Annotated in this window: 20 protein-coding genes; 7 read left to right on the plus strand and 13 right to left on the minus strand. The window is 69.2% G+C overall.

Translation table 11 applies throughout. From position 1 onward, the window contains the following. The first annotated feature begins 3 nt into the window (after nt 1–3). On the plus strand, nt 4–1,857 hold the full coding sequence (locus tag ISU10_RS00260; protein ID WP_194694356.1) for a winged helix-turn-helix domain-containing protein: 1,854 nt from the start codon (nt 4–6) through the stop codon (nt 1,855–1,857). A gap of 10 nt (nt 1,858–1,867) precedes the next feature. Here ISU10_RS00260 and ISU10_RS00265 read toward each other — a convergent pair whose 3' ends face one another. The 3 genes from ISU10_RS00265 to ISU10_RS00275 all read right to left on the minus strand — a co-directional run bounded on the left by ISU10_RS00265 (nt 1,868) and on the right by ISU10_RS00275 (nt 5,172). Next, nucleotides 1,868–2,416 carry a GNAT family N-acetyltransferase gene (locus ISU10_RS00265; RefSeq protein WP_194694357.1) on the minus strand — a complete coding sequence of 183 codons (549 nt, stop codon included), beginning with the start codon at nt 2,414–2,416 and terminating at the stop codon, nt 1,868–1,870. A 63-nt stretch (nt 2,417–2,479) separates the two neighbouring features. Then, nucleotides 2,480–4,792, minus strand: a complete 2,313-nt coding sequence (lon, locus tag ISU10_RS00270; RefSeq protein ID WP_370864448.1) for an endopeptidase La — start codon at nt 4,790–4,792, stop codon at nt 2,480–2,482. A 134-nt stretch (nt 4,793–4,926) separates the two neighbouring features. Then, entirely contained in the window at nt 4,927–5,172 is a 246-nt protein-coding gene (locus ISU10_RS00275) for a DUF2630 family protein (RefSeq protein WP_370864449.1), read from the minus strand. 222 nt (nt 5,173–5,394) lie between these two features. Between ISU10_RS00275 and ISU10_RS00280 the strand changes: the two genes are divergently transcribed. Together ISU10_RS00280 and ISU10_RS00285 are read left to right on the plus strand one after the other, a co-directional pair. Further along, nucleotides 5,395–5,913, plus strand: a complete 519-nt coding sequence (locus ISU10_RS00280) for a VOC family protein (RefSeq protein WP_194694360.1) — start codon at nt 5,395–5,397, stop codon at nt 5,911–5,913. 435 nt (nt 5,914–6,348) lie between these two features. Beyond that, nucleotides 6,349–7,125, plus strand: a complete 777-nt coding sequence (locus ISU10_RS00285) for an alkaline phosphatase family protein (protein ID WP_370864450.1) — start codon at nt 6,349–6,351, stop codon at nt 7,123–7,125. A 49-nt stretch (nt 7,126–7,174) separates the two neighbouring features. Here ISU10_RS00285 and ISU10_RS00290 read toward each other — a convergent pair whose 3' ends face one another. The 6 genes from ISU10_RS00290 to ISU10_RS00315 form a co-directional block, all read right to left on the minus strand. Further along, a complete protein-coding gene (locus ISU10_RS00290) occupies nt 7,175–8,395 on the minus strand; it encodes an MFS transporter (RefSeq protein ID WP_194694361.1) in 1,221 nt (406 codons plus the stop codon). Continuing rightward, a complete protein-coding gene (locus ISU10_RS23940; RefSeq protein ID WP_194694362.1) occupies nt 8,382–9,977 on the minus strand; it encodes a GMC family oxidoreductase in 1,596 nt (531 codons plus the stop codon). The genes ISU10_RS00290 and ISU10_RS23940 overlap by 14 nt, the downstream gene beginning before the upstream one ends. Then, complete coding sequence (locus tag ISU10_RS00300; RefSeq protein ID WP_194694363.1) at nt 9,970–10,452, minus strand: gluconate 2-dehydrogenase subunit 3 family protein; 483 nt, start codon at nt 10,450–10,452, stop codon at nt 9,970–9,972. Before ISU10_RS00300 ends, ISU10_RS23940 begins: the two co-directional genes overlap by 8 nt. 22 nt (nt 10,453–10,474) lie before the next feature. Beyond that, nucleotides 10,475–11,581: an ABC transporter permease gene (locus ISU10_RS00305; RefSeq protein WP_194694364.1), complete on the minus strand. Its 1,107-nt coding sequence runs from the start codon at nt 11,579–11,581 to the stop codon at nt 10,475–10,477. Nucleotides 11,582–11,757: 176 nt separating this feature from the next. Continuing rightward, nucleotides 11,758–13,266, minus strand: coding sequence for a sugar ABC transporter ATP-binding protein (locus tag ISU10_RS00310; protein WP_194694365.1), 1,509 nt, complete (start codon nt 13,264–13,266; stop codon nt 11,758–11,760). Beyond that, nucleotides 13,263–14,396, minus strand: a complete 1,134-nt coding sequence (locus ISU10_RS00315) for a sugar ABC transporter substrate-binding protein (protein ID WP_194694366.1) — start codon at nt 14,394–14,396, stop codon at nt 13,263–13,265. Before ISU10_RS00315 ends, ISU10_RS00310 begins: the two co-directional genes overlap by 4 nt. 363 nt (nt 14,397–14,759) lie before the next feature. On the opposite strand from ISU10_RS00315, the gene ISU10_RS00320 reads away from it, so the two are divergent. The 4 genes from ISU10_RS00320 to ISU10_RS00335 are packed head-to-tail and all read left to right on the plus strand — an operon-like array spanning nt 14,760 to nt 18,957. After that, nucleotides 14,760–15,596, plus strand: a complete 837-nt coding sequence (locus ISU10_RS00320; RefSeq protein WP_194694367.1) for a mycofactocin-coupled SDR family oxidoreductase — start codon at nt 14,760–14,762, stop codon at nt 15,594–15,596. Beyond that, nucleotides 15,593–16,363 (plus strand): FadR/GntR family transcriptional regulator, encoded by a 771-nt coding sequence (locus tag ISU10_RS00325; protein WP_194694368.1) that lies wholly within the window; start codon nt 15,593–15,595, stop codon nt 16,361–16,363. The genes ISU10_RS00320 and ISU10_RS00325 overlap by 4 nt, the downstream gene beginning before the upstream one ends. Then, nucleotides 16,360–17,742: a CaiB/BaiF CoA transferase family protein gene (locus ISU10_RS00330; RefSeq protein ID WP_194694369.1), complete on the plus strand. Its 1,383-nt coding sequence runs from the start codon at nt 16,360–16,362 to the stop codon at nt 17,740–17,742. Before ISU10_RS00325 ends, ISU10_RS00330 begins: the two co-directional genes overlap by 4 nt. A gap of 54 nt (nt 17,743–17,796) precedes the next feature. Then, nucleotides 17,797–18,957 carry an acyl-CoA dehydrogenase family protein gene (locus ISU10_RS00335; RefSeq protein ID WP_194694370.1) on the plus strand — a complete coding sequence of 387 codons (1,161 nt, stop codon included), beginning with the start codon at nt 17,797–17,799 and terminating at the stop codon, nt 18,955–18,957. Nucleotides 18,958–18,994: 37 nt separating this feature from the next. Here the strand turns inward: ISU10_RS00335 and ISU10_RS00340 are convergent, their stop codons facing one another. Genes ISU10_RS00340 through ISU10_RS00355 form a run of 4 tightly spaced genes read right to left on the minus strand, consistent with a single transcriptional unit; the run spans nt 18,995 to nt 23,676 of the window. After that, nucleotides 18,995–20,005, minus strand: coding sequence for an NAD(P)-dependent oxidoreductase (locus ISU10_RS00340; RefSeq protein WP_194694371.1), 1,011 nt, complete (start codon nt 20,003–20,005; stop codon nt 18,995–18,997). A gap of 1 nt (nt 20,006) precedes the next feature. Then, nucleotides 20,007–21,953, minus strand: a complete 1,947-nt coding sequence (locus tag ISU10_RS23945; RefSeq protein WP_194694372.1) for an oxidoreductase — start codon at nt 21,951–21,953, stop codon at nt 20,007–20,009. Further along, nucleotides 21,950–22,780 carry a mycofactocin-coupled SDR family oxidoreductase gene (locus tag ISU10_RS00350; RefSeq protein WP_194694373.1) on the minus strand — a complete coding sequence of 277 codons (831 nt, stop codon included), beginning with the start codon at nt 22,778–22,780 and terminating at the stop codon, nt 21,950–21,952. The genes ISU10_RS23945 and ISU10_RS00350 overlap by 4 nt, the downstream gene beginning before the upstream one ends. A 38-nt stretch (nt 22,781–22,818) precedes the next feature. Further along, nucleotides 22,819–23,676: a polysaccharide deacetylase family protein gene (locus ISU10_RS00355; protein ID WP_194694374.1), complete on the minus strand. Its 858-nt coding sequence runs from the start codon at nt 23,674–23,676 to the stop codon at nt 22,819–22,821. Nucleotides 23,677–23,986 lie beyond the last annotated feature (310 nt).

Below are 23,986 nucleotides of genomic sequence, written 5' to 3' on the forward strand. Positions count from 1 at the left end.
CAGATGGGCAACGCCGTCACGCTGAAGGGACGAGAGCGCGAGCTCGCGTCCCTCGAGCGCGTCCTCGATGCCAACGGGCCGCGCGTGGCGTTCGTCTACGGCGTAGCGGGAATCGGCAAGTCGGCGCTGCTCGACGCCTTCGCGACTGCTGCGCAGGCATCCGGCACCCAGGTACTGCGGATCGACTGCGCGGCCATCGATCCGACGGAGTCGAGCTTTCGCGCGGCGCTCGACGCTGCCGACTGGCACCCGGGAAGCGCCGGCGTCGTCATCGTCGACACCTATGAGATGTTCCGCATCGCCGACCCCTGGCTACGGCACGAGCTGCTGGTGTCGTTGCCGGCGGACGTGCGCTTCGTCATCGCGGGCCGCGATGCCCCGATGCTCGAGTGGTCGACCGAGCGGGGTCGCCTCGGCGGCCTCGAGATCCTCCCGCTCGTCGGCCTCACCGATGATGACGCCAGAGCCTTCCTCGCCGACGCGAACGTAGCTGCCGACCACGTCGACCTGATCTGCCGGATCGCGCGCGGCCACCCACTGTCGCTGCGGCTCGCCGCCGAGGCAGAGGTCGCCCACATGCCGATCGACGAGGTCGGGTCACGCGTGGTCGCCGCGCTCGCGACCGCCTTCCGCGCCGGCCTCGACGAGGAGGCCCGTCGACTTCTCGACGCCGCCTCCGTGCCTCGCCGCGTGACGCGAGGTGTCCTCGAGGCGATGACCGGACGTCGCGAGCACCAAGGCTTCGACAGGCTCGGATCGCTCAGCTTCGTCGACGAGACGTCCGAAGGTCTGCGGCTGCACGACGCGGTCCAGGCCGCAGTCTCCGCCCGGCTGCGCGCCCTCGAACCCGAGCGGTTCCGCGAGTTGCGCTCGGCCGCGTGGCACCACCTGCAGCAGGAGACCCGGCGCGCGGGCGCGGGAGACCTCCACCGATTCACCGCCGATCTCCTCTTCCTCATCGACAACCCGTTCGTCCGGGAGGCGATGTTCCCTGCGACGACCCATGCCTTCAGCGTCGAGAGGTCGCGAGAGGAGGACGCAGACGCATTGCGAGCGCTGTGGCACGAGTTCGAGACACCACAGGGCGCCTCGGTCCTCGATGCCTGGCTGCGGCTTCGTCCAGAAGCGGTCCGGTCGGTCAGGGACCGCACCGGGGCCGTCGTCGGGTGCTCGATCGTCGCGGAGTGGCGTGACATCCCGCACTCCCTCGAACGAGCAGACCCCGTCGTCGCAGCCTGGTCGCGGCACGCCGCGCGTCACCCGCTGCCCCCCGGCCAGCGAACTCTGACCCACCGGCGCTGGCTCGCCGCCGACACTGGCGAGCGACCCAGCGGCGTACAGGCCGCGGCCCTGCTCGACGTGAAGCGTGACTACTTCCGTCTGCGCCCGCACCTGGGCCGCCTCTACGTCGGCGTCCGCGACCCACGGCCGTTCGTCGACGCGCTGCGCACGCTCGGCTTCCGCCCCTTCGACGAGCCGATCGATGTCGGCGGCGAACCGTTCCATCTGGCGGCGCTCGACTTCGGACCGGACTCCGTCGACGGCTGGCTCAACCGCATCGCCGCAGCCGAGCTCGGCGAGAGCGAGCAGCCGTTCCTCGACGAGCTCGACCGCAGCGTCGATGTCGGCGGCGCTCGCATCCAGCTCTCGCGGCTCGAGTTCGGAGTGCTGAGCACGCTCGCCGCGCACCCTGCCACGCCGGTGTCGCGTGCCGATCTTCTCCGCGAGGTCTGGGGGACGAGCTACCAAGGTGGCAGCAACACCGTCGATGTGGTCATCCGCAGCATCCGGAGGAAGCTGGGCCCCGTCGGCGACCGTGTCGACACTGTCCGTGGGGTCGGCTACCGACTCAGGTGAGTCGCCGGAGCTACCTCGGCAAGGAGGCCGAGCCGACCTGCTTCTCCATCTTGACCAACGGCACGGGAGCACCTCCCCGGTCATCCTCGACAGCCTCCACCGGGACGAACCCGTACGCCGTGTACAGCGGCTGGCCCGACATCGTGCCCATGAGCTCCAGCCGAGTGAAGCCTTCCTCCGCGGCCGCGCTCTCGCACAGCGTCAGGATCAGCCACCCGACACCTTGCCGAGCGAATGCCGGGTTGGTGTACATCGCCCGCACCCGCGCCGCATCGACCGCCGGATCGAGCAGGTGCGGATCCCTGCCCGGCGTCGAGTCCCCGCCGTACAACGTCGCCCGCCGACTCCAACCACCGCAGCCTGCGATCACCCCGTCGTGCTCGACCACGTAGTACGTGCCGTCCGCGATGAGCTGGTTGTCGATGCCCATGATGGCCCGGCTGGACTCGATCTGCTCGTCGGTGAGAAACCCCTTCTGCAGACCGCTGATCGAGGCGTCCATCACGACCCGGAGCCGCTCCGCATCGCCTGCGGTGGCCACGCGAGTGGTGTAGTCCATGCCGTCATGGTCGACCACGCCGGCCGGCCGCGCCACATGGAAGCCCGCGAGCACCCGCCAGATTCACGCTGCGACAGTGCCGGCTGTCCGGTCGGCGAGCGCACCCCTGACCACGTCCAGGACATCACCGACCACGTGCACGGTCAGTGCTTCGAGAACCTCGGCCGGTACGTCGTCGAGGTCCGGCTCGTTGCGAATCGGAGCGAACACCTCGCTCAGCCCGTTGCGCTCGGCGGCGAGCAGCTTCTGCTTCAGCCCGCCGATGGGCAGTACGCGGCCGTTGAGGGTGACCTCCCCGGTCATCCCGACCTCGGAGCGCACGGGGCGACCCGTGGCCAGCGAGGCCAGGGCCGTCACCATGGTGATGCCGGCCGACGGGCCGTCCTTGGGTGTCGCTCCCGCTGGCACGTGCACGTGGATCGTCTGGTCGAAGAACGCCGGGTCTATCCCGAGCTCGGGCGCGTGGCTGCGCACGAAGGTCAGTGCGATCTGCGCTGACTCCTTCATCACCTCGCCGAGCTGGCCGGTCAGGGTCAGGCCCGCAGGTCCTGGATGCGCGGAAGCCTCGACGAAGAGCACGTCACCGCCGAGCCCTGTGACCGCGAGGCCGGTGGCCACACCGGGTACCGAGGTGCGTTCGTGGGCCTCCGGAGTGAACCGCGGCCGGCCGATGAAGTCCTTCAGCCCGCCCAGGTCGATGTCGACCCGCTGCGACCCGGTCGCCAGGCGAGTGGCTGCCTTGCGCAGTGCCTTCGCGATCAAGCGCTCCATCTGTCGCACCCCGGCCTCACGGGTGTAGTTGGCGGCGATCTCCCGCAGTGCCGCCTCGGAGATGGTGACCTCGTCAGCGGTCAGTGCGGCGCGCTCGAGCTGCCGGGGCAGCAGGAAGTCCCGAGCGATGGCGACCTTGTCGTCCTCGGCGTAGCCGTCGAGGGTGACCAGCTCCATGCGGTCCAACAGCGCGGCCGGGATCTGCTCGACGACGTTGGCGGTGGCGATGAACAACACGTCGGACAAGTCGAGGTCGAGCTCGAGGTAGTGGTCGCGGAACGTGTGGTTCTGCGCAGGGTCCAGCACCTCGAGCAGCGCCGCGGCCGGGTCGCCCCGGTAGTCCGCACCGACCTTGTCGACCTCGTCGAGCAGCACGACCGGGTTCATCGAACCGGCCTCCTTGATCGCCCGCACGATCCGGCCCGGGAGCGCGCCGACGTACGTCCTGCGGTGTCCGCGGATCTCCGCTTCGTCGCGCACACCACCCAGGGCGACACGGACGAACTTCCGTCCGAGTGCCCGTGCGACCGACTCACCCAGCGAGGTCTTGCCGACTCCGGGCGGACCTACCAGCGCGATCACCGCACCGGAGCCACGACCGCCCACCACCTGGAGCCCCCTCTCGGCGCGACGACTCCGGATGGCGAGGTACTCGATGATCCGCTCCTTGACCTCGTCGAGCCCGTGGTGATCCGCGTCCAACACGGCCCGGGCACCGACCACGTCGGTGGAGTCCTCGGTCGTGACGCTCCAGGGCAGCTCGAGCACGGTGTCGAGCCAGGTGCGGATCCAGGCCGTCTCCGGGCTCTGGTCGCTGGAGCGTTCGAGCTTGCCGACCTCACGCAACAACGCCTCGCGTACGGCGTCGGGGACCTCGGCGGCCTCGACCCGGCCGCGGTAGTCGTCGGCCCCGTCGGGCTCGCCCTCGCCGAGCTCCTTGCGGATCGCGGCGAGCTGCTGGCGCAGCAGGAACTCCCGCTGACTCTTCTCCATGCCCTCGCGAACGTCCTCACCGATCTTGTCGGCGACCTCGACCTCGGCGAGGTGCTCCCGGGTCCAGCCGATCAAGGCCTCCAGCCGCACCTCCACGTCCGGGGTCTCGAGCAGCTCGCGCTTGCGGTCCACCGAGAGGTACGGCGCGTAGCCGGCGGAGTCGGCGATCGCGGACGGCTCCGTCATCTGGTGCACCGTGTCGATGACCTGCCAGGCCTCGCGCCGTTGGAGCACGGCGACGACGAGCCTCTTGTACTCCTCGGCCAGCTCGGCGGCACGATCGGTGACGTGGTCGTCGACCGGCTCGACCTCGACCCAGAGCGCCGCACCAGGCCCCGACACACCCGTGCCGATCCGACCGCGCCGCTCGGCCTTGAGCACCGCGGCGGGGCTACCTCCGCTGAAGCGGCCGACTCGCTCGACCGACGCGATCACGCCGTAGGACGCATAGCGATCCTCGAGCCGCGGAGCCACCAGGAGCCGGCCGTCGCTGCTCGCTCGGGCGACATCGATCGCGGCACGGGAGGACTCGTCGAGCCCGATCGGCACCACCATGCCGGGCAGCACGACCAGATCGGACACGAACAGCACGGGAAGGCTTGACTGGGGCACGTTGTCTCCGCTTTCGGGAACCTGAGTCATGTGCACTCAACTCCCCGATGTGGGGGCGTGTTCCGAACAGGCAGCGTGTTCGTCCAGGGCGAACACCAGACGCAGCCGATCGATGAGGCCGCCCGGATGTGCGGTCAGCCGCGGTAGTTCTCCACGGTGCCGGGGTCGCGGACCGCGGCGTCGTCAGGGTCCTGCCCGAACTCGCGCCGAGCCCGACGCTGCCGGAGCAGGTCCCAGCACTGGTCGAGCTCGACCTCGAGCCGAGCGAGCTCGGAGTGCTCGACCTCGCTGGTGATCTCGCCGGCGCCCAGCCGCCGACGGAGGTCGTGCTCCTGCTCGATGAGGCCCTTGATGCGGGCCTGGATGTCCTCGTCGCTCACCCAGCCCACGATAGGCCCGGCACCCGGCTGCAGCGTCGTCACGACCGACATCGCCTCACTCGCGACCCGACTCTCGCGGGGTCCCCTGCTTCCTCCCGTCGGTGCCGTAGAGCCCGGTCAGACGCGCCGTCAACGAGAAGATGTCCGGGACCGACGGCCTCGGCATCGCCGCCTGATCTCCACTGTGTGACCATCTCGACCCGACAGCAAGGAGTCCCACCCATGACCGTCGCAGCAATCAGGGCCGTCCGCCTCAACCACGCCGTCCTCTTCGTGGCCGACCTGGAGCGCAGCCTTGCGTTCTACCAGCAGGCCTTCGCCATGACGGTCGTGGCCCGCGAGCCCCGTGCGAACGCAGCCTTCCTCCGGCTTCCCCGCTCAGGCAACCACCACGACCTCGGCCTGTTCGGGGTCGGCGCGCAGACACCCCGCCCACGTGGCTCACTGGGGCTCTACCACCTGGCCTGGCAGGTCGACACCATCGAGGAGCTCGAGGAGGCCAGGCTCACGCTGGCGAACCTCGATGCCCTCACCGGTGAGTCCAGTCACGGCGCGACCAAGAGCGTCTACGCCCACGACCCCGACGGCAACGAGTTCGAGGTCATGTGGATGCTGCCCAAGGCGGAGTGGGGTGCCTATGAGAGCGCCGCACCCGTCGACCGGCTCGACCTGGCCGGTGAGGTCGCCCGATGGAGCGGCGTCCGAACCGCCGCCGAGCTCGTGCCCCTCGACGAGTCGTGAGCGTCTTCGCTCCACCCGTCGCGGCGACATACGGCCTCGAGGAGTCGGGCGCACCCACGACGGCGCACCGCGACGCCGGCGACCATGGGCTGACGGCCGCCGCAGCCACTGCGCTGCACAACCGGATCGCTGATCGCCTCAACTTGCTTCACACCCGGACGGTGTCTCAGGCTTGACCGGGCGGAGGTGACGTGAGTGCGGGTCCGGGGTGCCATGACGCGCTGGGCCAGCTGCTCGACCGCACTCGCATGCGCTGGCCTCCTCTCGCTCACGGGCTGCGTCGCAACAACGGAGTCCGACCTGCCCTCGCCGCCGGAGGTCAGCGAGGCGTCCACGCAGCACACCGAGCGGCCACCGCACACCGCCTCGCCGAGCCCTCGCCCCACCAAGGCTCACACCACGCAACCGTCGCCGACCCCTGCGGTGTCTCCCGGGGTGAGCAAGGTCCTCGTGTTCGTGGTCGAGAACCACTCGCTGGACCAGATGCGCACCCAGATGCCGAGCACGTTCGCGCTGGCCGAGCGTTACGGGTACACCACGTCTTACGCGGCCCTGACCCACCCGTCGCTCGGCAACTACATCGCCATGGCAGCAGGCAGCACGCTCGGGATCGCCGACGACGGCGACCCGGACGTGCACCGGCTCCACGGGCCCTCGGTGTTCTCGCAGGCGCTGGCCGCCGGCAAGACAGCCGCCATCTACGCCGAGGGGATGCCCGGCACCTGCGCGACGACGAGCGGCGGCGACCAGTACGTCGTCCGCCACAACCCGTGGACCTACTTCGTCGACGACCGAGCAGCTTGCTCGACCTACGACGTCCCGGCCACCCGGCTACCCGGAGACATCGCCGCCGGCACGCTGCCGAATGTCGGGATGGTGATCCCCGACCTGTGCAACGACGCGCACGACTGCTCGCTGACGAGAGCAGACGACTGGCTGCACCTCACCGTGGACGCAGTGCTCGCCGGCCCCGACTGGCGATCGGGCCGTCTGGCCGTCGTGATCACCGCCGACGAGGACGACCGCCACCAGGACAACCTGGTGCTGACCACGGTGCTGCACCCCAGCCTCCGGCACGTGGTCGTCGACGCACCCCTGACACACCTGTCCCTGTCACGGTTCCTCAGCGAGGTCGTCCACCAACCGCCGCTGCGAGACGCAGCGGGTGCGCCCTCCCTGGGCGATGCCTTCGGACTTCGCATCGGCCGGTGACCCCCATAGCGGCCGAGGGCTCCCCTTGAGCAGCGTCAGTGAGGCTGGGTCACGTCCCTGGCGCGGTCGCGTCGTGGGGTTCCTGCTGCGGACTCGCTGCTGGGCTGAGGCCCGCTGGCACCAGGACGAAGGCGACGAGGGCGGCCAAACTGGAGCCCAGGAACGCCCAGCCGTAGCGTCCCGGCCCGATGGCGAGCGCCATCACGGGCGGGGTCGCGGCGGTGGTGACGTACTGCAGCGTGTTCTGCAACCCCAGCGCGCGACCCGCCCACGTGGAGCCGGCCGTCTCGGCGACAGCGGTGAAGGCGAGCCCGTTCCAGGCCGAGGTGACGGCCGCCGCGGGCAAGAGCACCGCGGGCACGCTTCCTCCACGCACCAGCATCAGCGCAGCGGTAGCCGCCACGACGGCGAAGGCCAGCAGGGCCAGCCTGCGCATCGGTGCGACGCGGTCACCGACGCGGTCCGACCAGGTGCCGGCGAGCAGCCGGCAAGCCGCACCGCCCGCCATCGCGACGGCCAGCCACGTCCCGGCGGTTGCCGAGGTCCAACCGGCGACGTCCACCAGGTAGATGAACGCGAACGACGCCACCGCGATCTGGGGGATTACCAGCAGAGCGCTGGCGCTGTGCAGGAGCCACAGCTCCGGGTGACGGTACGGCGACGGGGTGCGCACCCGGGGAACGTCCGGACGCCTCAGGGCGGGATCGATGACGACCACGGCGGCGCACGCGGCTGCTGCGCAGATGGCTGCGGGCACGAGAAGTGCCTCGGCGTAGCCGTACGCGGCCCCGAGTCCGGGCAGCAGCAGGGCTGCCAGACCCATGCCGATCAACGGCGAGGTCTGCCGGATCCCCATGGCCAGCCCGCGTTCGCTGACCCCGAAGGACCGCAGCACGACGCGACCGCTGGTCACGTTGACCGAGGCACCGAAGGCACCGGCCAGAAACAGCAGTCCGCCCAGGACGAGTGCGCTGCCGGCGAGGGGGACGGCGACGAGGCAGGCGCCGGCCCCCAACAGCCCGGTCGCCATGACCGGGCGGTCCCCCAGACGATCCGCCGTCCAGCCCCACAGCAGCAAGGTGGCGATCATCCCCGCCGTCGGCGCTGCTACCAGCAATGCGCCCTCGAACAACGAGACGCCCAACGCGGAGCGCACCTGCGGGAGCAGGTAGGGAATCCCGAACTGGTAGAAACTCGTGCCGCTCTGCGCTCCGACGCTGACAGCCAGGACGACCCAGGCCGATCGCGAGGAGGAGCTAGTCCTCCTCACCGGCCATGATGCTCATGATGTGTTGAGCCTGTCGGATCGCCAGGGCCGAGATGGTGAGCGAGGGGTTCTCGGCCGTCGAGGTGGGGAACACACTGCCGTCGGCGATGAAGAGGTTCTCGACGTCGTGGGCGCGGCCGTAGCCGTCGACTACCGAGGTCGCGGGGTCGTCACCCATCCGGCAGGTGCCCAGCAGGTGGGTGTCCGGGAAGGGCGGCACCTCGATCACCTCCTCGGCACCCGCGGCCTCGAAGATCTCGGTCGCCTTGGCCCAGCCACGGCGCCGCATCGAGGCGTTGTTGGGGTGGTCGTTGTACTCCAGCACCGCGACGGGCATCCCGAACGCGTCCTTCGTCGTCGGGTGCAGGGTCACGCCGTTGTTGGGGTTGGGCATGTCCTCGCCGACGAAGTGCAGGCCGGCCAGGTGGGTGTAGTTGTCCATCAGGTGCACGAGGTCGGTGCCCCAGTTGCCCCGACTGCCGGGCTTGGAGATCAGGCTCCCGGGCTGCGCGAAGATCGACAGGGTTGCCATCCCCATCGACACGGTCACGAAGTTGAAGCCGCCGACGTACCCGACCTGGTCCGGCGCGTTGCCCGAGAAGTCGTCGATCATCCCGGTGGTGGTGATGCCCTTGTAGGCGTGCACCTCGTGCGGCATCAGTGCGAACGACGTGCCGGTCACGTGGCACATGAAGTTGCGGCCGACCTGTCCGCTGCTGTTGGCCAGTCCGTCCGGAGCGGTAGACGTCGCGGAGTTCAGCAGGAGACGAGGGGTGTTGATCGAGTTGCCGGCGACGACGACCATCTTGGCGGCCTGCTCCTCGGTGGTGCCGTCCGCGCGGGCGTAGGTGACGCTCTTCGCGCGGCCCGAGGCGTCCAGGTTGATCGTCAGCGCCTGGCAGCCGGTCCGCAGGTCGAGCCAGCCGGTCTTCTCGGCCTTCGGTATCGCCTCCGTGAGCGTGCTCCACATGGCGCCGTTGGAGCAGCCCTGCATGCAGTGGCCGCGCTGTGTGCACTGCGCCCGCCCGTCATAGGGGCCATGGGCGTTGACGCCGATGGGGGTGGCGCGCAGGTTCAGTCCCAGCTTGTCAGCACCCGGCTTGATGGCCGCGACGTTGGCGTTGGTGCGCTGCAGGGGCTGGACCCGACCGGTGACGCCGAAGTACCGCTCGGCCTGCTCGTAGTAGGGATTGAGCTCCTCGAGGGTGAGAGGCCAGTCGGTCAGCGATGCACCGTCGATGTCGCCGTAGACCGAGCGAGCCCTGAGCTCGTGCTCGCGAGCCCGCAGCGAGTTCCCCGTCCAGTGCACCGTGGACCCGCCGACCCCCTTGACGGTCCACACCGGGAACGCGCCGACCGAGTCGCCGGCAGGGATGATCGCGTCGGTCGAGCTGAGCTTGTTGAACATCGTGAGCTCGTCGTTGACGAAGTCGCGCTCCGGGTCGAACCTCGGGCCCGCCTCGAGAGCCACGACCTCGACGCCGTTGAGGCAGAGCTCGCGGATGACGTTCCCGCCGCCTGCACCCGTGCCGATGACGAGTACGTCGACGGGCTCGTTGAGCTTGTACTCCTTGCGGCTAGCCACGGCTCGCCTCTCCTGTCATCTCGGCGGTGCCGGCGCCCACCAAGGGCAGCCGGTCGAACCCGTGGTCCAGGTAGCCGTCCTCGCGGTCGAGGTCGGGGTAGCCCAGCACCCGCCACACGATGTGACGGTTGTAGAAGTCGGCCTTCACGATGTGGATCAACGTCTGGAAGAACGGCGTGTCCTCAACGGCACGCAGCGCCTCGACCCGCTGCTCCGGGGGCACCGACGTGAACCCGGCGCCGTGCGCCCGGCGGCACGACTGGTCGACCTCGCGCAGACCATCGAGCACCAGCGCCCGCAGGTCGAGGCCGGCCACCATCTGTGCGTCGATGACGAGCGCGGTCGCGATGCGCGGGAGGTCGAGCTGGGGCTGGGCGTGGGGCAGCACCGTCTCGATCACGCCGAGGAACAGCTCGGCCTCGTCCGGACGCAGCGCCTGGAAGGTGAGGAAGATGGACTCGCGGTCGTTCACCATCGATCTCCTGTCTCGGTCGGGCTCAGGCGAGTGACTGCACGGTCTGGTCGGAGGACTGGCGGTTGGCGTAGGCCGCCAGTCTGCTGAGACCGACGTTGAGCATGACCGCCACCACCAGCAGGAGGCCTTGCATCAGAGGCCTGAGGAAGACGTCGATATCGAGCAGGAGCAGCCCGTTGTCGAGGACGGCGAAGATCAGCACGCCGACGACGGTGTTCTTCACGCCACCCGAGCCACCCAGCAGCGAGTTGCCGCCGAGCACGACCGCGGCGAAGGTCGGCAGCAGGAGCTCCTTGCCGGACTCCGCGTTCACCGAGCCGAAGTTGCCGGCGTAGCAGATGCCGGCGATCGCGCCGATGAGGCCGGAGATCGCGAACACCATCAGGACCAGCCGGGTGGTGTTGATGCCGCTCAACCGGGCGGCGTTGCGGTTGGCCCCCGCCATGTAGATGTGACGCCCGAAGATGGTGCGCGAGAGCAGGAGGTGGACCACGAGCGCCACCGCTGCCGCGCACCACGCCAGCTTCGGGATGCCGAAGGCCTTCCCGTGCCCCAACGAGAGCACCCAGTCGGGGAAGTCGAAGGCTGCCTGCCCGTTGAGCCAGTAGACCGCCAGGCCCTGGGCCAGGAGCAGCACGGCCAGGGACGCGATCAGGCTGGGGACCGCGACCTTCCCGACCAGCCATCCGACCAGGAGGCCGAGGAGCAGGCCCACCAGAAGCGTGACGAGCGTCTGCACGAGACCGCCGCCGCCCACGGTGAACGCACCGATGAGGGGGATGCTGACAGCCGTCCCGGTGAAGAACAGCCCGGTGGAGGCTCCCGTGACCAGCACGATGCCCGAGAACGCCAGGTCGATCTCGCCGAGCAGGATGACCATGGTCAGGCCGATGCCGAGGATCGCGATGACGGAGTTGTTCTGGATCACCGAGGTGAGGTTGCGGGTCGTCAGGAAGGAGTCGGTCGTCAGCGAGAAGGCGACGAACATGGCGACGAGCAGCAGGACGGGCCCGACGAGCGTGGCGTTGCGCAGCGCCCGAGAGCCGAGCCGCACGGCCAGCCCCTGTCGACCGCCATCTGCAGGATGCTTTTTCTCGGTCGTGTCAGCGCTCATCGTGGGGGTCGCCATCTCTTCTTCCTCCAGGGGAATCGGCCATGGAATCGGCAGCGGAGTCGGCCGAGTAACCGGTCCGGACATCGGTCCGGACATCGGTCCGGACATCGGTCCGGACATCGGTCCGGACATCGGTCCGGACATCGGTCGGGACATCGGTCGGGACGTTGGGTCGGGTCATCGGGGCCAGCTCACCCGGTCGCGGCCGCGACGAGCTCGCTCACCGAGACCTCCTCGTCGACGAACTCGCGGGTGATCCCGCCCTTCCTGGCCACCAGGACGCGGTCGGAGACGCTGAGCACGATCTCGGCCTCGGCCGAGACCACCACGACCGCCGTGCCTTGCTCGGCGCGCTCGCGGATGATCCTGATGACGTCGCTCTTGGCGGCGATGTCCATGCCACGGGTGGGTTCGACGAGCACCAGCACCTCGGGGTCGAACAGCATCCAGCGGGCGAACAGCACCTTCTGCTGGTTGCCACCCGACAGCGTGTCGACGGCCACGTCCGGCCGGGCACTGCGGATGCGGAGCGTGTCGATCAGCTCCTTGGTGACGCTCTGCTCCTTGCGAGCCGGCACCAGCCAGCGCGACATCCGGGTCAGGTTGGCCAGCGTGACGTTGTCGGCGACGTCGTGGCTCAGGGCAAGCCCCTCGCGACGGTCGGCCGAGAGATAGCCGATGCCGGCCTTGACCGACGCGGCCGGGTTGTTGGCGCCCACGGTCTTCTCGCCCACGCTGACCTTGCCGGCGGACCGGTTCCGGGCACCCACCAGCGCCTGCGCGAAGGCGAGATGGCCGGAGTCGAGACCGCCGTACAGCCCGACGACCTCCCCCCGGTGCGCCGTCAGCGACATGTCGCCGACCATGGGCAGGGACTGGATACCTCTCGCGTCGAGCACCACCGGCTGGTCGTTGCGGGCCGGCAGCCTGACGTGCCCCGACTCGTACGTCGACTCCAAGACGTTGCGGTCCGCGCCGAACGCAGCGTGGATCAGCTCCAGACTCGTGGTCTCGCCCGGCCGGAACTCCTGCGAGAGCCTGCCTTCGCGCATCACCCGGATGACGTCGGCGTGACGCAGCGCGTCACCGAAGTCCTGGGTCACGAACACCACGGCATTGCCCGCCGCGGCGAGGTTGTCCAGCAGCTCGAAGAGATGGTCGGCCTGCTCGCGTCCCAACGCCGAGGTGGGCTCGTCGAGGATGAGCACCCGGCCGCGTGACCTGACGGCACGCACGATCTCGACGATCTGCTGCTCCCCCACCGCGAGCTGCCCGACTGCTCGGTCGAGGTCGAGGTTGACCCCGACCGACCTCATTGCCGCCCGGGCCTCAGCGGCGACCTTCTTCCACCTGACCACCTTGCCCGCCCCGGCTGCGCCCACGATGTTCTCCGCGACCGAGAGGGTCGGGAAAAGCGACAGTTCCTGGTAGACCACGCGGACACCGGCATCGAGGGCCTGGCTCGGCGAGCTGAAGCGCACCGGCTCTCCGTCGACGAGCACCTGACCGGCGTCGGGTTGCACGACGCCGGTCAGGCACTTCATCAGGGTCGACTTGCCGGCACCGTTGCCCCCGAGAAGGGCGCAGATCTCACCGGCACGAACCTCCATCGTGACACCGCGCAGCGCGTGGACCCCGCCGTAGGACACCTCGAGGTCCTCGACGCGCATCACCGCCGGCGCTGTCACGGTGGCGGTCATACCAGGTTCAGTCCGTTCTGCTGGAGCGCCAGCATCGACTGTGCCTGCGTGACGTTGCTGACCAACTGCGAGGGCATCCACGAGTCCTTCGGCACGTCGGTGTTGGTGCCGTTGATGTACTGGGCGCCGATGACGGCCGCCCACATGCCCAGCAGGTTCGAGGAGTGCCGGATCGTGGCCGAGATCTTCCCGTCGATGACTGCCTGGCAGGCGAAGTCCTCAGCGTTGTTGGTGCCCACGAAGGTGTCCTTCTCCCGGCCTGCCGCGGTCAGCGCGGCGACCGCGCCGTTGAGCGCGGCCGTGCCGGCGGTCAGCTCGACCGCGCAGGAGATGTCCGGGTACTTCTGCACGTAGGAGTCCCAGAGCCGCTTGCTCTCGGCGTCGGAGTAGTCGGTGAAGGCCTCCTCGAGCAGCTCCATGTCGGGGAACTGCTCGAGCGCCCGGTGCACGCCCTTGCTCCGGCCCGTGACGTTGGAGGCGCCAGCCACACCCTGGGTGACGATGCAGGTGCCCGACCCTCCGGCCTTGGTGAACAGGTCGGACGCGAGGGAGTAGCCCACCTCCTCGTAGTCTTGCTGGATGAAGGTGAGGTAGCCGATGTCCTCGCCCGGCTTCCCGATGTCGACCGCGAGCTGGAGCACCTGGGCTCCCGCATCGATCTGCTGCCGGGCGGTGGTGGCCAGGCTGTTGGGCTGGATGGGCGTCACGGCGATCAGGTCCCAGTCCTGACGGTTGGCCGCTTCCTCGAACGCCTTGATCTGCACGTCGGGCGAGGCACCGCCGTCGACGTGCGTGAGCTCCACACCGAACATCTCACCCCAAAAGCGCATGGAGTCGGTGATCTGGACGCACCACGGGATGACGTCGCCGAAGCTGACCTCGAGCATCTTGATCTTCTTGCCGTCGACAGCGCTGCCGCCCAGCTTCGTGGCGACGTCAGACTCGCTGTCCCCCGTGCATGCCGACAGCGCTGCGAGCACCGGTGGGGTCAGCACCGCGGTGATGCCCATCCGGCGCAGGATGCCTCGCCGGCTCATGCCCTTGCTCACCAAGTAGTCGACCTGGTCTCGCCGCTCGAGCTCGAAATCGCTCGGGCCCGCAGATCCCGTACCGCCGACGCTTCCGTCCATCGCAGATCCTTCCTTGTGTTCGGCGTGGTGCCGCGAAGTCGGCACCCCACGTCCATCCGCTTGGTGCTGCGAGGCGAGGTCCGACGGGCCGCGCTCGTTCCAGCTTGTGCGTCCGAGAAGGACGATTCATACCTCAGACATTTGAGACCATCGTTACAGCCGTGTCAACCGCCTAATGCCCGACATCACGAAGATTTGCGCTGACATCTCGCATGCTTCACTCCGAGGACGCTCTCTCTGGCCAAAGCGCCAGCAGTCCGCGGCACACCCGGATGCCTTAGTAGTCTTGACGGCCAAACGTCTGACAATTACGGTCATCCTGAACGTGCCAACGGCGCCCATCGGGACTGAGAGGACGGGTCGATGGCTGGACGGCTCGAAGGACGCGTGGCCTTCATCTCGGGGGCTGCGCGGGGGATGGGTCGCTCCCACGCCGTGGCTCTGGCGGCCGAAGGCGCCGACATCATCGCCTACGACATCTGTGCGCCCGTCCACGCGCAGGGCGCACCCGCCTCGGACGAAGCAGACCTGGCCGAGACCGTCCGGGCCGTCGAGGCGCTGGAGCGGCGCATCGTGTCGGCCGTGTGCGACGCCCGCGACCACGACGCCGTGCGCACGCTGCTCGACCGCGGCGTGGATGAGCTGGGACGCCTGGACATCGTGGTCGCCAACGCGGGGATCAACGGTCCGGGCGTGACCTTGGCGAACCACACCTACGAGGACTGGGCCGCCGTCATCGACACCAACCTCACCGGCGTGTTCAACACCGTGCATGCAGCGCTCCCCCACCTGGTCGCTGCCGGCCACGGGGGTTCGATCATCTTGATCTCCTCGTCGTTGGCGCTGCGGCCGGCCGCTCACTTCGGCGCCTACACCACGGCCAAGCACGGCGTGGTCGGACTGATGAAGAGCCTCGCCGTCGAGCTCGGCCAGCACTCCATCCGCGTCAACACGGTCCACCCGACGGGCGTGAACACCGACCTGCTGGTCAACGACTCGACGTTCAAGCTGTTCCGGCCGGACCTCGAGGCTCCGACCAAGGACGACGTCATGGACTCCTACTACGGGCTCAACATCCTCCCCGTGCCATGGGTGGAGCCCTCCGACGTCTCCCAGGTGGTCGCGTTCTTGGCCAGCGACGACGCCCGCTACATCACCGGGTCGATGATTCCCGTGGACGCCGGGATGAGCCTGAAGTGACGTCTTCCCCGGAGCACGCCGCCACCGGGCTGCCCGTCACTGCGGTCAGACCCGTCTACGAGCAGGTCGCCGACCAGCTGCGCGGGCTCCTGGTGTCGGGCGACCTCGTGCACGGTCAGCGGTTGCCCTCGGAAGGTGAGCTCGCCAAGATGTTCGGGGTCGGACGCACCACGGTGCGCGAGGGGCTCCGCATCCTGGCCTCGCAGCAGCTCCTGGTGACGACGCGCGGGGCCAAGGGCGGGACGTTCGTCGTGACACCGGACGCCGACACAGTGAGTCGCTACCTCGAGACGAGCATCGGACTGCTCGCCGGAGCTGACCGGATGTCCATCGGGGAGCTGCTCGAGGCGCGCAAGTCCCTCGAGGTCCCCGCGACCCGGATGGCTACCGAGCGCGCCGATGCCGCTGGCCTGGTCGCCATCGGCGCTGCGGCCCGGCCGGTCGCCAGGTCGGGCGCGACGATGGAGCACTCCAACTTCCACGTCGAGGTCCTCGCGGCGTCCGGCAACAGGATGCTGGAGGTGATGGCCCGACCCATCTTTGACGTCATGCGGATGCGGCTCAACCGCGGCGCCGCCCCGGCCGACTTCTGGGGCCGGGTCGAGGCCGAGCACCAGGAGGTGTTCGCCTCCATCGAGGCCCGAGACCCCGACGGCGCCATGGCCGCGATGGAAGCCCACCTCGACCACCTCTTCGAGGTCTACGTCGCGATCGACTGGTCGGGCCAGCGCATCGCGAGCGTCGAGGGCGGGCGGGACCTGCCATGACCTCGAGCAACGGCACGGGCAACGGCACGGGCAACGGCACGGGCAACGGCACGGGCAACGGCACGGGCAACGGCACGGGCAACGGCACGGGCAACGGCACGGGCAATGAGACGGGCACCCCTGAGCTTGCGCCCCTGGGCGACGTGCGCATCATCGCCATTGAGCAGTACGGCGCCGGACCGTTCGGGTCGATGCACCTGGCAGACCTCGGCGCCGAGGTGATCAAGATCGAGGACCCGCAGGCCAAGGGCGACGTGGGGCGCTACATCCCGCCGTTCCAGAGGGGCGAGGACAACCTGTTCTTCGAGTCCCTCAACCGCAACAAGCGCTCCCTGAGCCTCGACCTCGGCAACAGCGCCGGACGTCAGGTCTTCGAGGACCTGGTGCGCCACTCCGACGTCGTCTATTCCAACATGCGAGGGGACGTCCCGGCCAAGCTCGGGATCCGCTACGAGGACCTCAGCGACCTCAACCCCGCCATCGTGTGCTGCTCGCTCAGCGGCTTCGGCAGCACCGGTCCGCGTGCGGCGCAGCCTGGCTACGACTACATCATCCAGGGCCTGGCCGGATGGATGGACATCACGGGCGAGCCCGGTGGACCTCCGTCGAAGTCGGGCCTGTCGCTCGTCGATTGGTCCGGGGGCTACGTCGCCGCGATGGCGATCCTGGCCGGTCTGCACGTCGCGCGACGCGACGGTCGCGGCACCGACTGCGACGTGAGCCTGTTCGACAACGCGATCTCCCTCCTGACCTACCTGGCGACGTGGAACCTGACGGCCGGCTACGTCCCGGCTCGCACCCGCCACTCGGCGCACCCGTCGATCGTGCCCTTCCAGAACTTCCAGACCGCTGACGGCTGGATCGTCGTCGGCTGCGCCAAGGAGCACTTCTGGACCAAGCTGGTGGAGGCCATCGGGCTCCCCGAGCTCGCCGGCGACGAGCGGTTCGACTCCCTCGGCAAGCGCTACACGCATCGCGACGAGGTGCTGGCCCTCCTGGAGAAGCGCTTCCTGGAGCGCACCAAGACGGAGTGGCTCTCGCTGCTCGCGCTGGCCGGTGTACCCAGCGCACCCGTGAACTCCATCGCGGAGGCGCTGCGGGACCCGCAGGTCGCGGCCCGGCACCTGGTCGCCGAGACCGACCACCCCGAGTTCGGAGTGGTGCAGCAGATCGTCAGCGCCGTGCGGGTCGGAGCGCCCGAGCCGACGGCCGGACGCTTCCGCCGAGCTCCTCGTCGCAACGAGGACGCAGGACACGTGCTCGGCACGGTGCTCGGCTACGACGCGGCGCGCCTGGAGGACCTGACTCTTGCGGGAGCCTTCGGCACGCTCGCGGCCACGGCCGACCAACCGGAGCCCCCGCTCGGCTTCCTGCCCTGAGCCGTCAGCCTCGCTTGACGCCTGGACCACTCCACCGACCGACAAGGACACTTCATGGACTTCAACCTCTCCCCCGACCAGGAATCCTTCCGCCAGACCCTCCGGGACTTCGTGGACCGCGAGATCCGGCCGCACGCCGCCGAGATGGAGCACAGCGGCGCCTACCCGACCGACATCGTCGAGAGCATGAAGGCGATGGACCTCTTCGGGATCAACGTGCCCGAGGAGTACGGCGGCCTGGGCCTGGACCAGGTCTCGCTCGCGATCGTGTTCGAGGAGATCGCCCGGGGGTGGATGGGCGTGGCCGGCATCTTGGGCAGCCACTCGGTGTCTTGTCGGCTGATCGCCCAGAGCGGCACCGAGGAGCAGAAGAGCCAGCTGCTCCCGCTGCTGGCCACCGGGGAGAGACGCACCGGCTTCGCGGTCACCGAGCCGGGTGCGGGCTCGGACCTCCAGGGCATCTCGACGGTGGCCGTGCGCGACGGCGACCACTACGTCGTCACCGGCACCAAGACCTGGATCACCAACGCCCGCCACGCCGACCCACTGCCCGTGCTGGTCAAGACCGACCCGACGGCCGAGCCGCGCCACCGCGGGATGAGCTTCCTGCTCGTCGACCCGCAGCTACCCGGCTTCGAGGTGCAGCGCGATCTCGGCAAGCTGGGCTACAAGGGACCCGAGTCCTGCGAGGTCACCCTCGACCACGTGCGCGTCCCGGTCGAGAGCCTGCTCGGTGGCGTCGAGGGTCTGGGCCTCAAGCAGGCGCTCTCTGCGCTGGAGTCGGGTCGCATCAACGTCGCCGCGCGAGCGGTCGGGGTCTCCGAGGCCTCGCTCGCAGCCGCGTTGAGGTACTCGACCGAGCGCGAGGCGTTCGGTCATCCGATCGCCGACTTCCAGGCCATCCAGCTCGCCTTGGCCGACCTCGCGACCGAGACCCACGCGGCCCGGCTGCTGACCTGGTGGGCCGCCGACCAGCTGGACAAGAACACCCGGGCCGACACGCAGACCGGGATGGCCAAGCTGTTCGCCTCCGAGGTGGCGCTGCGGTCCTCACTGGCCGCCATGCGCGTGCACGGCGGCTACGGCTACTCGACGGAGTTCGAGGTGGAGAGGTACTACCGCGACGCGCCATTGATGGCCATCGGCGAGGGCACCAGCGACATCCTTCGCACCGTGATCGCCAAGGGCATCTTGGCGCGAGGCACCGACTGGTGAAGCCGGTCCTCGGCGTCGCACGGCGGCAACGTCGAGATCAGCCCAGGACCTGCGGGTTGACGGCGTTGTCCGGAACGTCGCCACGCAGCGCGGCGGCAAGGTTCTCGGCGCCGCAGTCGGAGATGCGCTGGAAGGTCTCGCGCACCCACGCCGAGGCGTGCGGCGTGGCGAGCACGTTGGGCAGCAGGAACAGCGGGTGGTCGATCTCCGGGGGCTCGTGCTCGTAGGCGTCCAGGGCCACTCCCGCCAACCTGCCCCCGAGCATCGCCCGGTGCACCGCGTCGAGGTCCATCAGGGAGCCCCGTGCGGAGTTGACGATCACCGCTGACGGCTTCACGAGGCTCAGGGCGGCCTCGTCGATGAGGTGACGGTTGGCGGTGCTCGCGACGGCGTGCAAGGTGATGACGTCGGACTCGGCCAGGAGCTCTTCGAGCGAGGTCTGCCGGACTCCGGGCTCCTGCACCTCGATGTAGGGGTCGTAGACCAGCGTGGTCGTGTCCCAGCCCTGGAGGCGTCGTGCCACGGCGCGAGCGATCCGCCCGAACCCGACGTACCCGACCGTCTTGCGCCACACGAAGTCGCCCCACGCATCGGGCGTGCGCCAACCGCCTTCACGCATCCGCTCGGTCGTGTAGAAGAGCAGCTGCTTGCGCAGGGCGAGCATCGCGGCGACCGTGTACTCGGCGACGGCCTCGATGTTCTCGGGCACCGGAGTGTTGGTGACGAGCACGCCGTGCTCCTCGGCTGCTGCCATGTCAATCGAGTCGACGCCGATACCGTACTTGGAGATGAAGGCGAGGTCCGGCAGCTCCTCGATGACCCGCCTGGTGATCGGGTTCGTGCTGGCACCCATCAGCGCGACGTGACCACGGCCGCGCTCGATGAGCGCGTCCTCGTCGAGGTGCGACGCAGCCCAGGTCTCCTCGCCGCGCACGACGCGGACACCCTGCTCCTCCAACCAGGTGAGCGACCGCCCGCTGGGGTCGAGGATCTCGTGGACGAACACCGACCTGGGCAGGTCGCGGGCACGCTCGGTACGCGAGCTCATCTCACGCGTCCGCAGCCTCGCTGGCCCGGACGCGGGAGAAGACACGGTGCGCCGCGGCGTTGGCCTCGCGTACGACGGCGAGCAGCTCGCGGGGTCCGCTCGCGTCGCCGACGGTGACGTCACCTGCCAAGGTGCCGGCCGGCACCTCGTAGGGTCCCGCGCGCACGATCGTGCCGACGGGGCCCAGCGGATAGGTGCGCCCGGAGAACGAGTGGGCGACGACGAGCCGACCGTCCTCGACCGCGCGCGGCACCGCGAGCGTCTGCACCGTGACGCCTCGCTCGTCGAGCCGGCGAAGGACCCCGATCAGGCTGATGTAGGAGACGCGCCGACCGATCGCCGCCCGCCGGGTCAGCACCGTCACCTGGTGACCCCGGCGGGCCAGCTCCTCGGCGACGCCGTAGACGGGCTCGGACTCGATCTCGTCGATGATCACGATGGGCCCTCCCAGGGGGGTCTCGTCGTCGCGCTCGAGCAGCCCGTCGAGCGCCAGCACGGTCTCGGCACCAGGGACGGGGGCCACCTGGGGCACGGCGCCGGTGGCGACGACGACCAGGTCGCCGAGTCCGGACACCTCCTCGGCACCGATCTCGCTCCCGGTGGCGATGACGGCGCCGGCGGAGCGGACCTGGTCCTCGAGCCAGTCGGCGGCTTCGGCGTAGATCTCCCGGCCCGGCACGCGCGACTCGCGACGGATCCGGCCGCCCAGCTCGGAGTCCTTCTCGTGGACGGTGACCGCATGGCCGTAGTCGAGCCCCACGCGCGCCACCTCCAGGCCGGCGGGCCCGCCACCGACGATGTGCACGTCGACCGGCTCGGACACCGGCACCACGACGGGGACCTCGGCCTCGCGTCCGGTGTCGGGTCCGTAGACGCAGGCCACCACGCGTCCGGTGTGGATGTACTCCCAGCAGACGTTGCAGTAGATGCAGGGCCGTGGCGTCTGGCCCGCGGCCGCCTTGCGCACCAGGTGGGCGTCCGCGAGCAGAGCCCGGGTCATCCCCACGAGGTCGGCCGTGCCGTCCTCGATGAGGTCGTCGGCCGTGTCGAGATCGGAGACGCGGGTGACGGCCATGACCGGCACGCCTTGGGCGACCTCACGGATGCCCCGCGGCAGGTGCACGAACGGCCGCTCGCCGAAGTGCATGTCGGGGACGTGCTTCTCGAGGCTCGGGCTGAAGTTGCCCTGCCCCGTGCTGATGTAGTCGGGCGCTTCCGTGGCGACGATGTGGGAGACCAGCTCCTGGGAGTCTTCCAGGGTGAGCCCACCCTCGATGTACTCGTGGGCCTCCATCTTCAGGCCGACGACGAAGTCGGGTCCGCACGCACGGCGGCAGGCCCGGATGATCTCCAGGGCGAAACGGGCCCGGTTCTCGACCGACCCGCCCCAGCGGTCGGTGCGCTGGTTGCTCAACGGCGACATGAACTGCGTGATCAAGTAGCCGTGGGCGCCGTGCAGCTCGACGCCGTCGAAGCCGGCGCGACGCAGGTTGACCGCCGACGTCGCGAAGCCCTCCACCACCTCGAGGATCTCGGCGTCGGTCATCACGTGCGGTGTGGTGCCGCTGTAGGGGTCGCGAGTGCCGGAGGGGGCCCACGGGATCAGGCCGGGGTTCCAGAGTGCCTGGCGTCCGACGTGCCAGATCTGCCCGAGGATCGCCGCGCCGTGCTCGTGGACGGCCGAGGCCAGCTTGGTGAACCCGGGTACCAGGCTCTCGTCGTAGGCCAGCGGCGCGGTGGTGTTCGGCAGCGACGTCGGGTGGACCGACAAGCCCTCGGTCACGATCAGCCCGACGCCTCCGCGCGCACGCTCGGCGTAGAACGCCACCATCGCATCGGTGACGGCGTCGTTGCGGCCGAGGTTGGTCACCGTCGCCGACTGCGCCACCCGGTTGCGGACCTCGAGCGTCCCGAGCTTGATCGGCTCGAGCGACCTGCGTGTGGTCACTTGATCGCGAACCCGGCGTCGACGGACAGGGTGTGGCCGGTGATGAAGCGTGACTCGTCCGAGGCCAGGAACAGCACGGCATTGCTGATGTCGACGGGCTCGACCCACGGCACCGGGATCAGATTGACTGAGGCGAACGCCGGGATCGCGTCCTCCTGGGTCGGGTGCTCCAGGTCAGGCCGGAACAGCGCGTACGTCGGGTCGTTCTGGATCATCGGAGTGGCAACGGTCGTGGGGTGCACGGTGTTGACCCGGATGTTGTGCTGGGCCAGCTCGCTGGCGGCTGCTCGCATCAGTCCCACGACGCCGTGCTTGGCCGCGACGTAATGAGCGCTGTTGGGGATCTGCTTGAGCCCTGCCGTCGAGCTGGTCAGGATCATCGAGCCGCCGTTACCGGCGGCGATCATCGACGGAGCAACTGCCTTGAGGGTGTGCCAGACACCCTTGAGGCAGACGTCCTGCATGTCGTCCCACTGCGTCTCGGTCAGCTCCCAGAAGGGCGCGTAGGAGAAGATCCCCGCGTTTGCGGCCACGATGTCGATGTGCCCGAAGTCCTCGAGCGCAGACGCGACGAGCTTGTCGACGTCGGCCTGGCTGCGGACGTCTCCGGGCGCGGCGATGATGCGCCTGTCGAGCGCCTCGACCTGGCGGACCGTCTCCTCCAGATCTGACGGCGACGACATCTCGTAGACCGCGGTGTCGATCTGGCCGACGATGTCGATCGCCACGATGTCGGCGCCCTCCTCGGCCATTCGCACCGCGTGCGCCCTGCCTTGTCCGCGGGCCGCGCCCGTGATCAGGGCGACCTTGCCATTCAACCTGCCCACGGGCCGGCTCCTCCCAGGATTGACTTCGGGGATCGTTCTCAGGATGCAGTGATGACGTCGGGGTACTCGCCGAGGACGACGTCGGCGATGTCCTCACGCTTCATGAAGACCACTCCCTCGTGACCCAGCGCGTAGTCGAGGAACTCCTCGAAAACCTTCATCCGGCCCGGCCGGCCGAGCGTGCGATCGTGGCACGGCAGCGGCATCATCCGACGTCGGGTCGCGCCCTCGGCGTAGAGGTAGTCGAACTCGTCCTTGAGCTGCTCGAGCCACGCCTGGGTGGAGTAGCCGAGCGCCTCGAAGCACAGCAGGTCGTTGTTGTGCAGCGTGTAGGGCACCACGGCGAAGGGCTCACCGCTCTTGAGCACGCGCACGAACGGCTCGTCGCGACTCACCTCGTCGATGTGGTACTTGAAGCCGGCCTCCTGTAGGAGGTCAAGGGTGTCGGGTGTGCCGCGCAGCCCCCAGCAGTTCCAGCCGAGGGGCTGCTTGCCGGTGAGCTCCTTGATGATCCGGGCACTCTCGAAGACGAACTCGCGCTCCTCGTCGTAGCCCATCTTGTACTGGGGGACCCACGTCACGCCGTGGGCCGCGATCTCGTGACCACGGGCAACCATGTCCTTGATCAGGTCAGGTTGGCGCTGGGCCGCCTTGGCGACCGGGAACACCGTGACCTTCATGTCGTACTTGTCGAAGGTGTCGAGGAGACGCGGGATGGCCTCGGTCCACCCGTACTCGAAGTAGGTCTCGCCAGGGATGTCGCGGTAGCCGTCCTCGATCGGCCCGAGCGGGCCGAGGTAGATGGAGTCCGGACGCACCTCGGCGCCGGCCTCGAACATCAGCGAGAGGGTCAGCACCAGCCGGGCGTCGTTGGGCCAGAAGCTCGAACCATCCACCACAACCTGCTCCTTCGTGATCTGGGCGCCCTGACGACTCGGACGCGCATGCGTGCGACCGGGACTGGCGCCCTCCCGGGACCAGCGGATCCCTGGGCAACGACAGGACCGACCGCTCCGGCCGTGTCGTCCCTTTCCCGAGGCGGCCAGCACGCGCCGTACGACGCGAGACGTTATACCTCAGACAATTGACATGTCAACGCTCAAGAGTCGCATCCTTCACGGGTGCTCCACCGCTCACCATTGCCCCATTCCGACGCTTGCGCGGTGGCTACGCGCAAATGTCTGATGTATCTTGCCGACAGGATCC

Source organism: Nocardioides agariphilus, assembly GCF_015352445.1.
GTDB lineage: Bacteria > Actinomycetota > Actinomycetes > Propionibacteriales > Nocardioidaceae > Nocardioides > Nocardioides agariphilus.

Excerpts from the sequence above, each read along its gene's own strand:
- ISU10_RS00260 (WP_194694356.1), top strand. The coding sequence starts at position 4 with ATGGGCAACGCCGTCACGCTGAAGGGACGAGAGCGCGAGCTCGCGTCC.
- ISU10_RS00265 (WP_194694357.1), bottom strand. The coding sequence starts at position 2,416 with ATGGACTACACCACTCGCGTGGCCACCGCAGGCGATGCGGAGCGGCTC.
- ISU10_RS00280 (WP_194694360.1), top strand. The coding sequence starts at position 5,395 with ATGACCGTCGCAGCAATCAGGGCCGTCCGCCTCAACCACGCCGTCCTC.
- ISU10_RS00300 (WP_194694363.1), bottom strand. The coding sequence starts at position 10,452 with ATGGTGAACGACCGCGAGTCCATCTTCCTCACCTTCCAGGCGCTGCGT.
- ISU10_RS00305 (WP_194694364.1), bottom strand. The coding sequence starts at position 11,581 with ATGGCGACCCCCACGATGAGCGCTGACACGACCGAGAAAAAGCATCCT.
- ISU10_RS00310 (WP_194694365.1), bottom strand. The coding sequence starts at position 13,266 with ATGACCGCCACCGTGACAGCGCCGGCGGTGATGCGCGTCGAGGACCTC.
- ISU10_RS00315 (WP_194694366.1), bottom strand. The coding sequence starts at position 14,396 with ATGGACGGAAGCGTCGGCGGTACGGGATCTGCGGGCCCGAGCGATTTC.
- ISU10_RS00320 (WP_194694367.1), top strand. The coding sequence starts at position 14,760 with ATGGCTGGACGGCTCGAAGGACGCGTGGCCTTCATCTCGGGGGCTGCG.
- ISU10_RS00330 (WP_194694369.1), top strand. The coding sequence starts at position 16,360 with ATGACCTCGAGCAACGGCACGGGCAACGGCACGGGCAACGGCACGGGC.
- ISU10_RS00335 (WP_194694370.1), top strand. The coding sequence starts at position 17,797 with ATGGACTTCAACCTCTCCCCCGACCAGGAATCCTTCCGCCAGACCCTC.
- ISU10_RS00340 (WP_194694371.1), bottom strand. The coding sequence starts at position 20,005 with ATGAGCTCGCGTACCGAGCGTGCCCGCGACCTGCCCAGGTCGGTGTTC.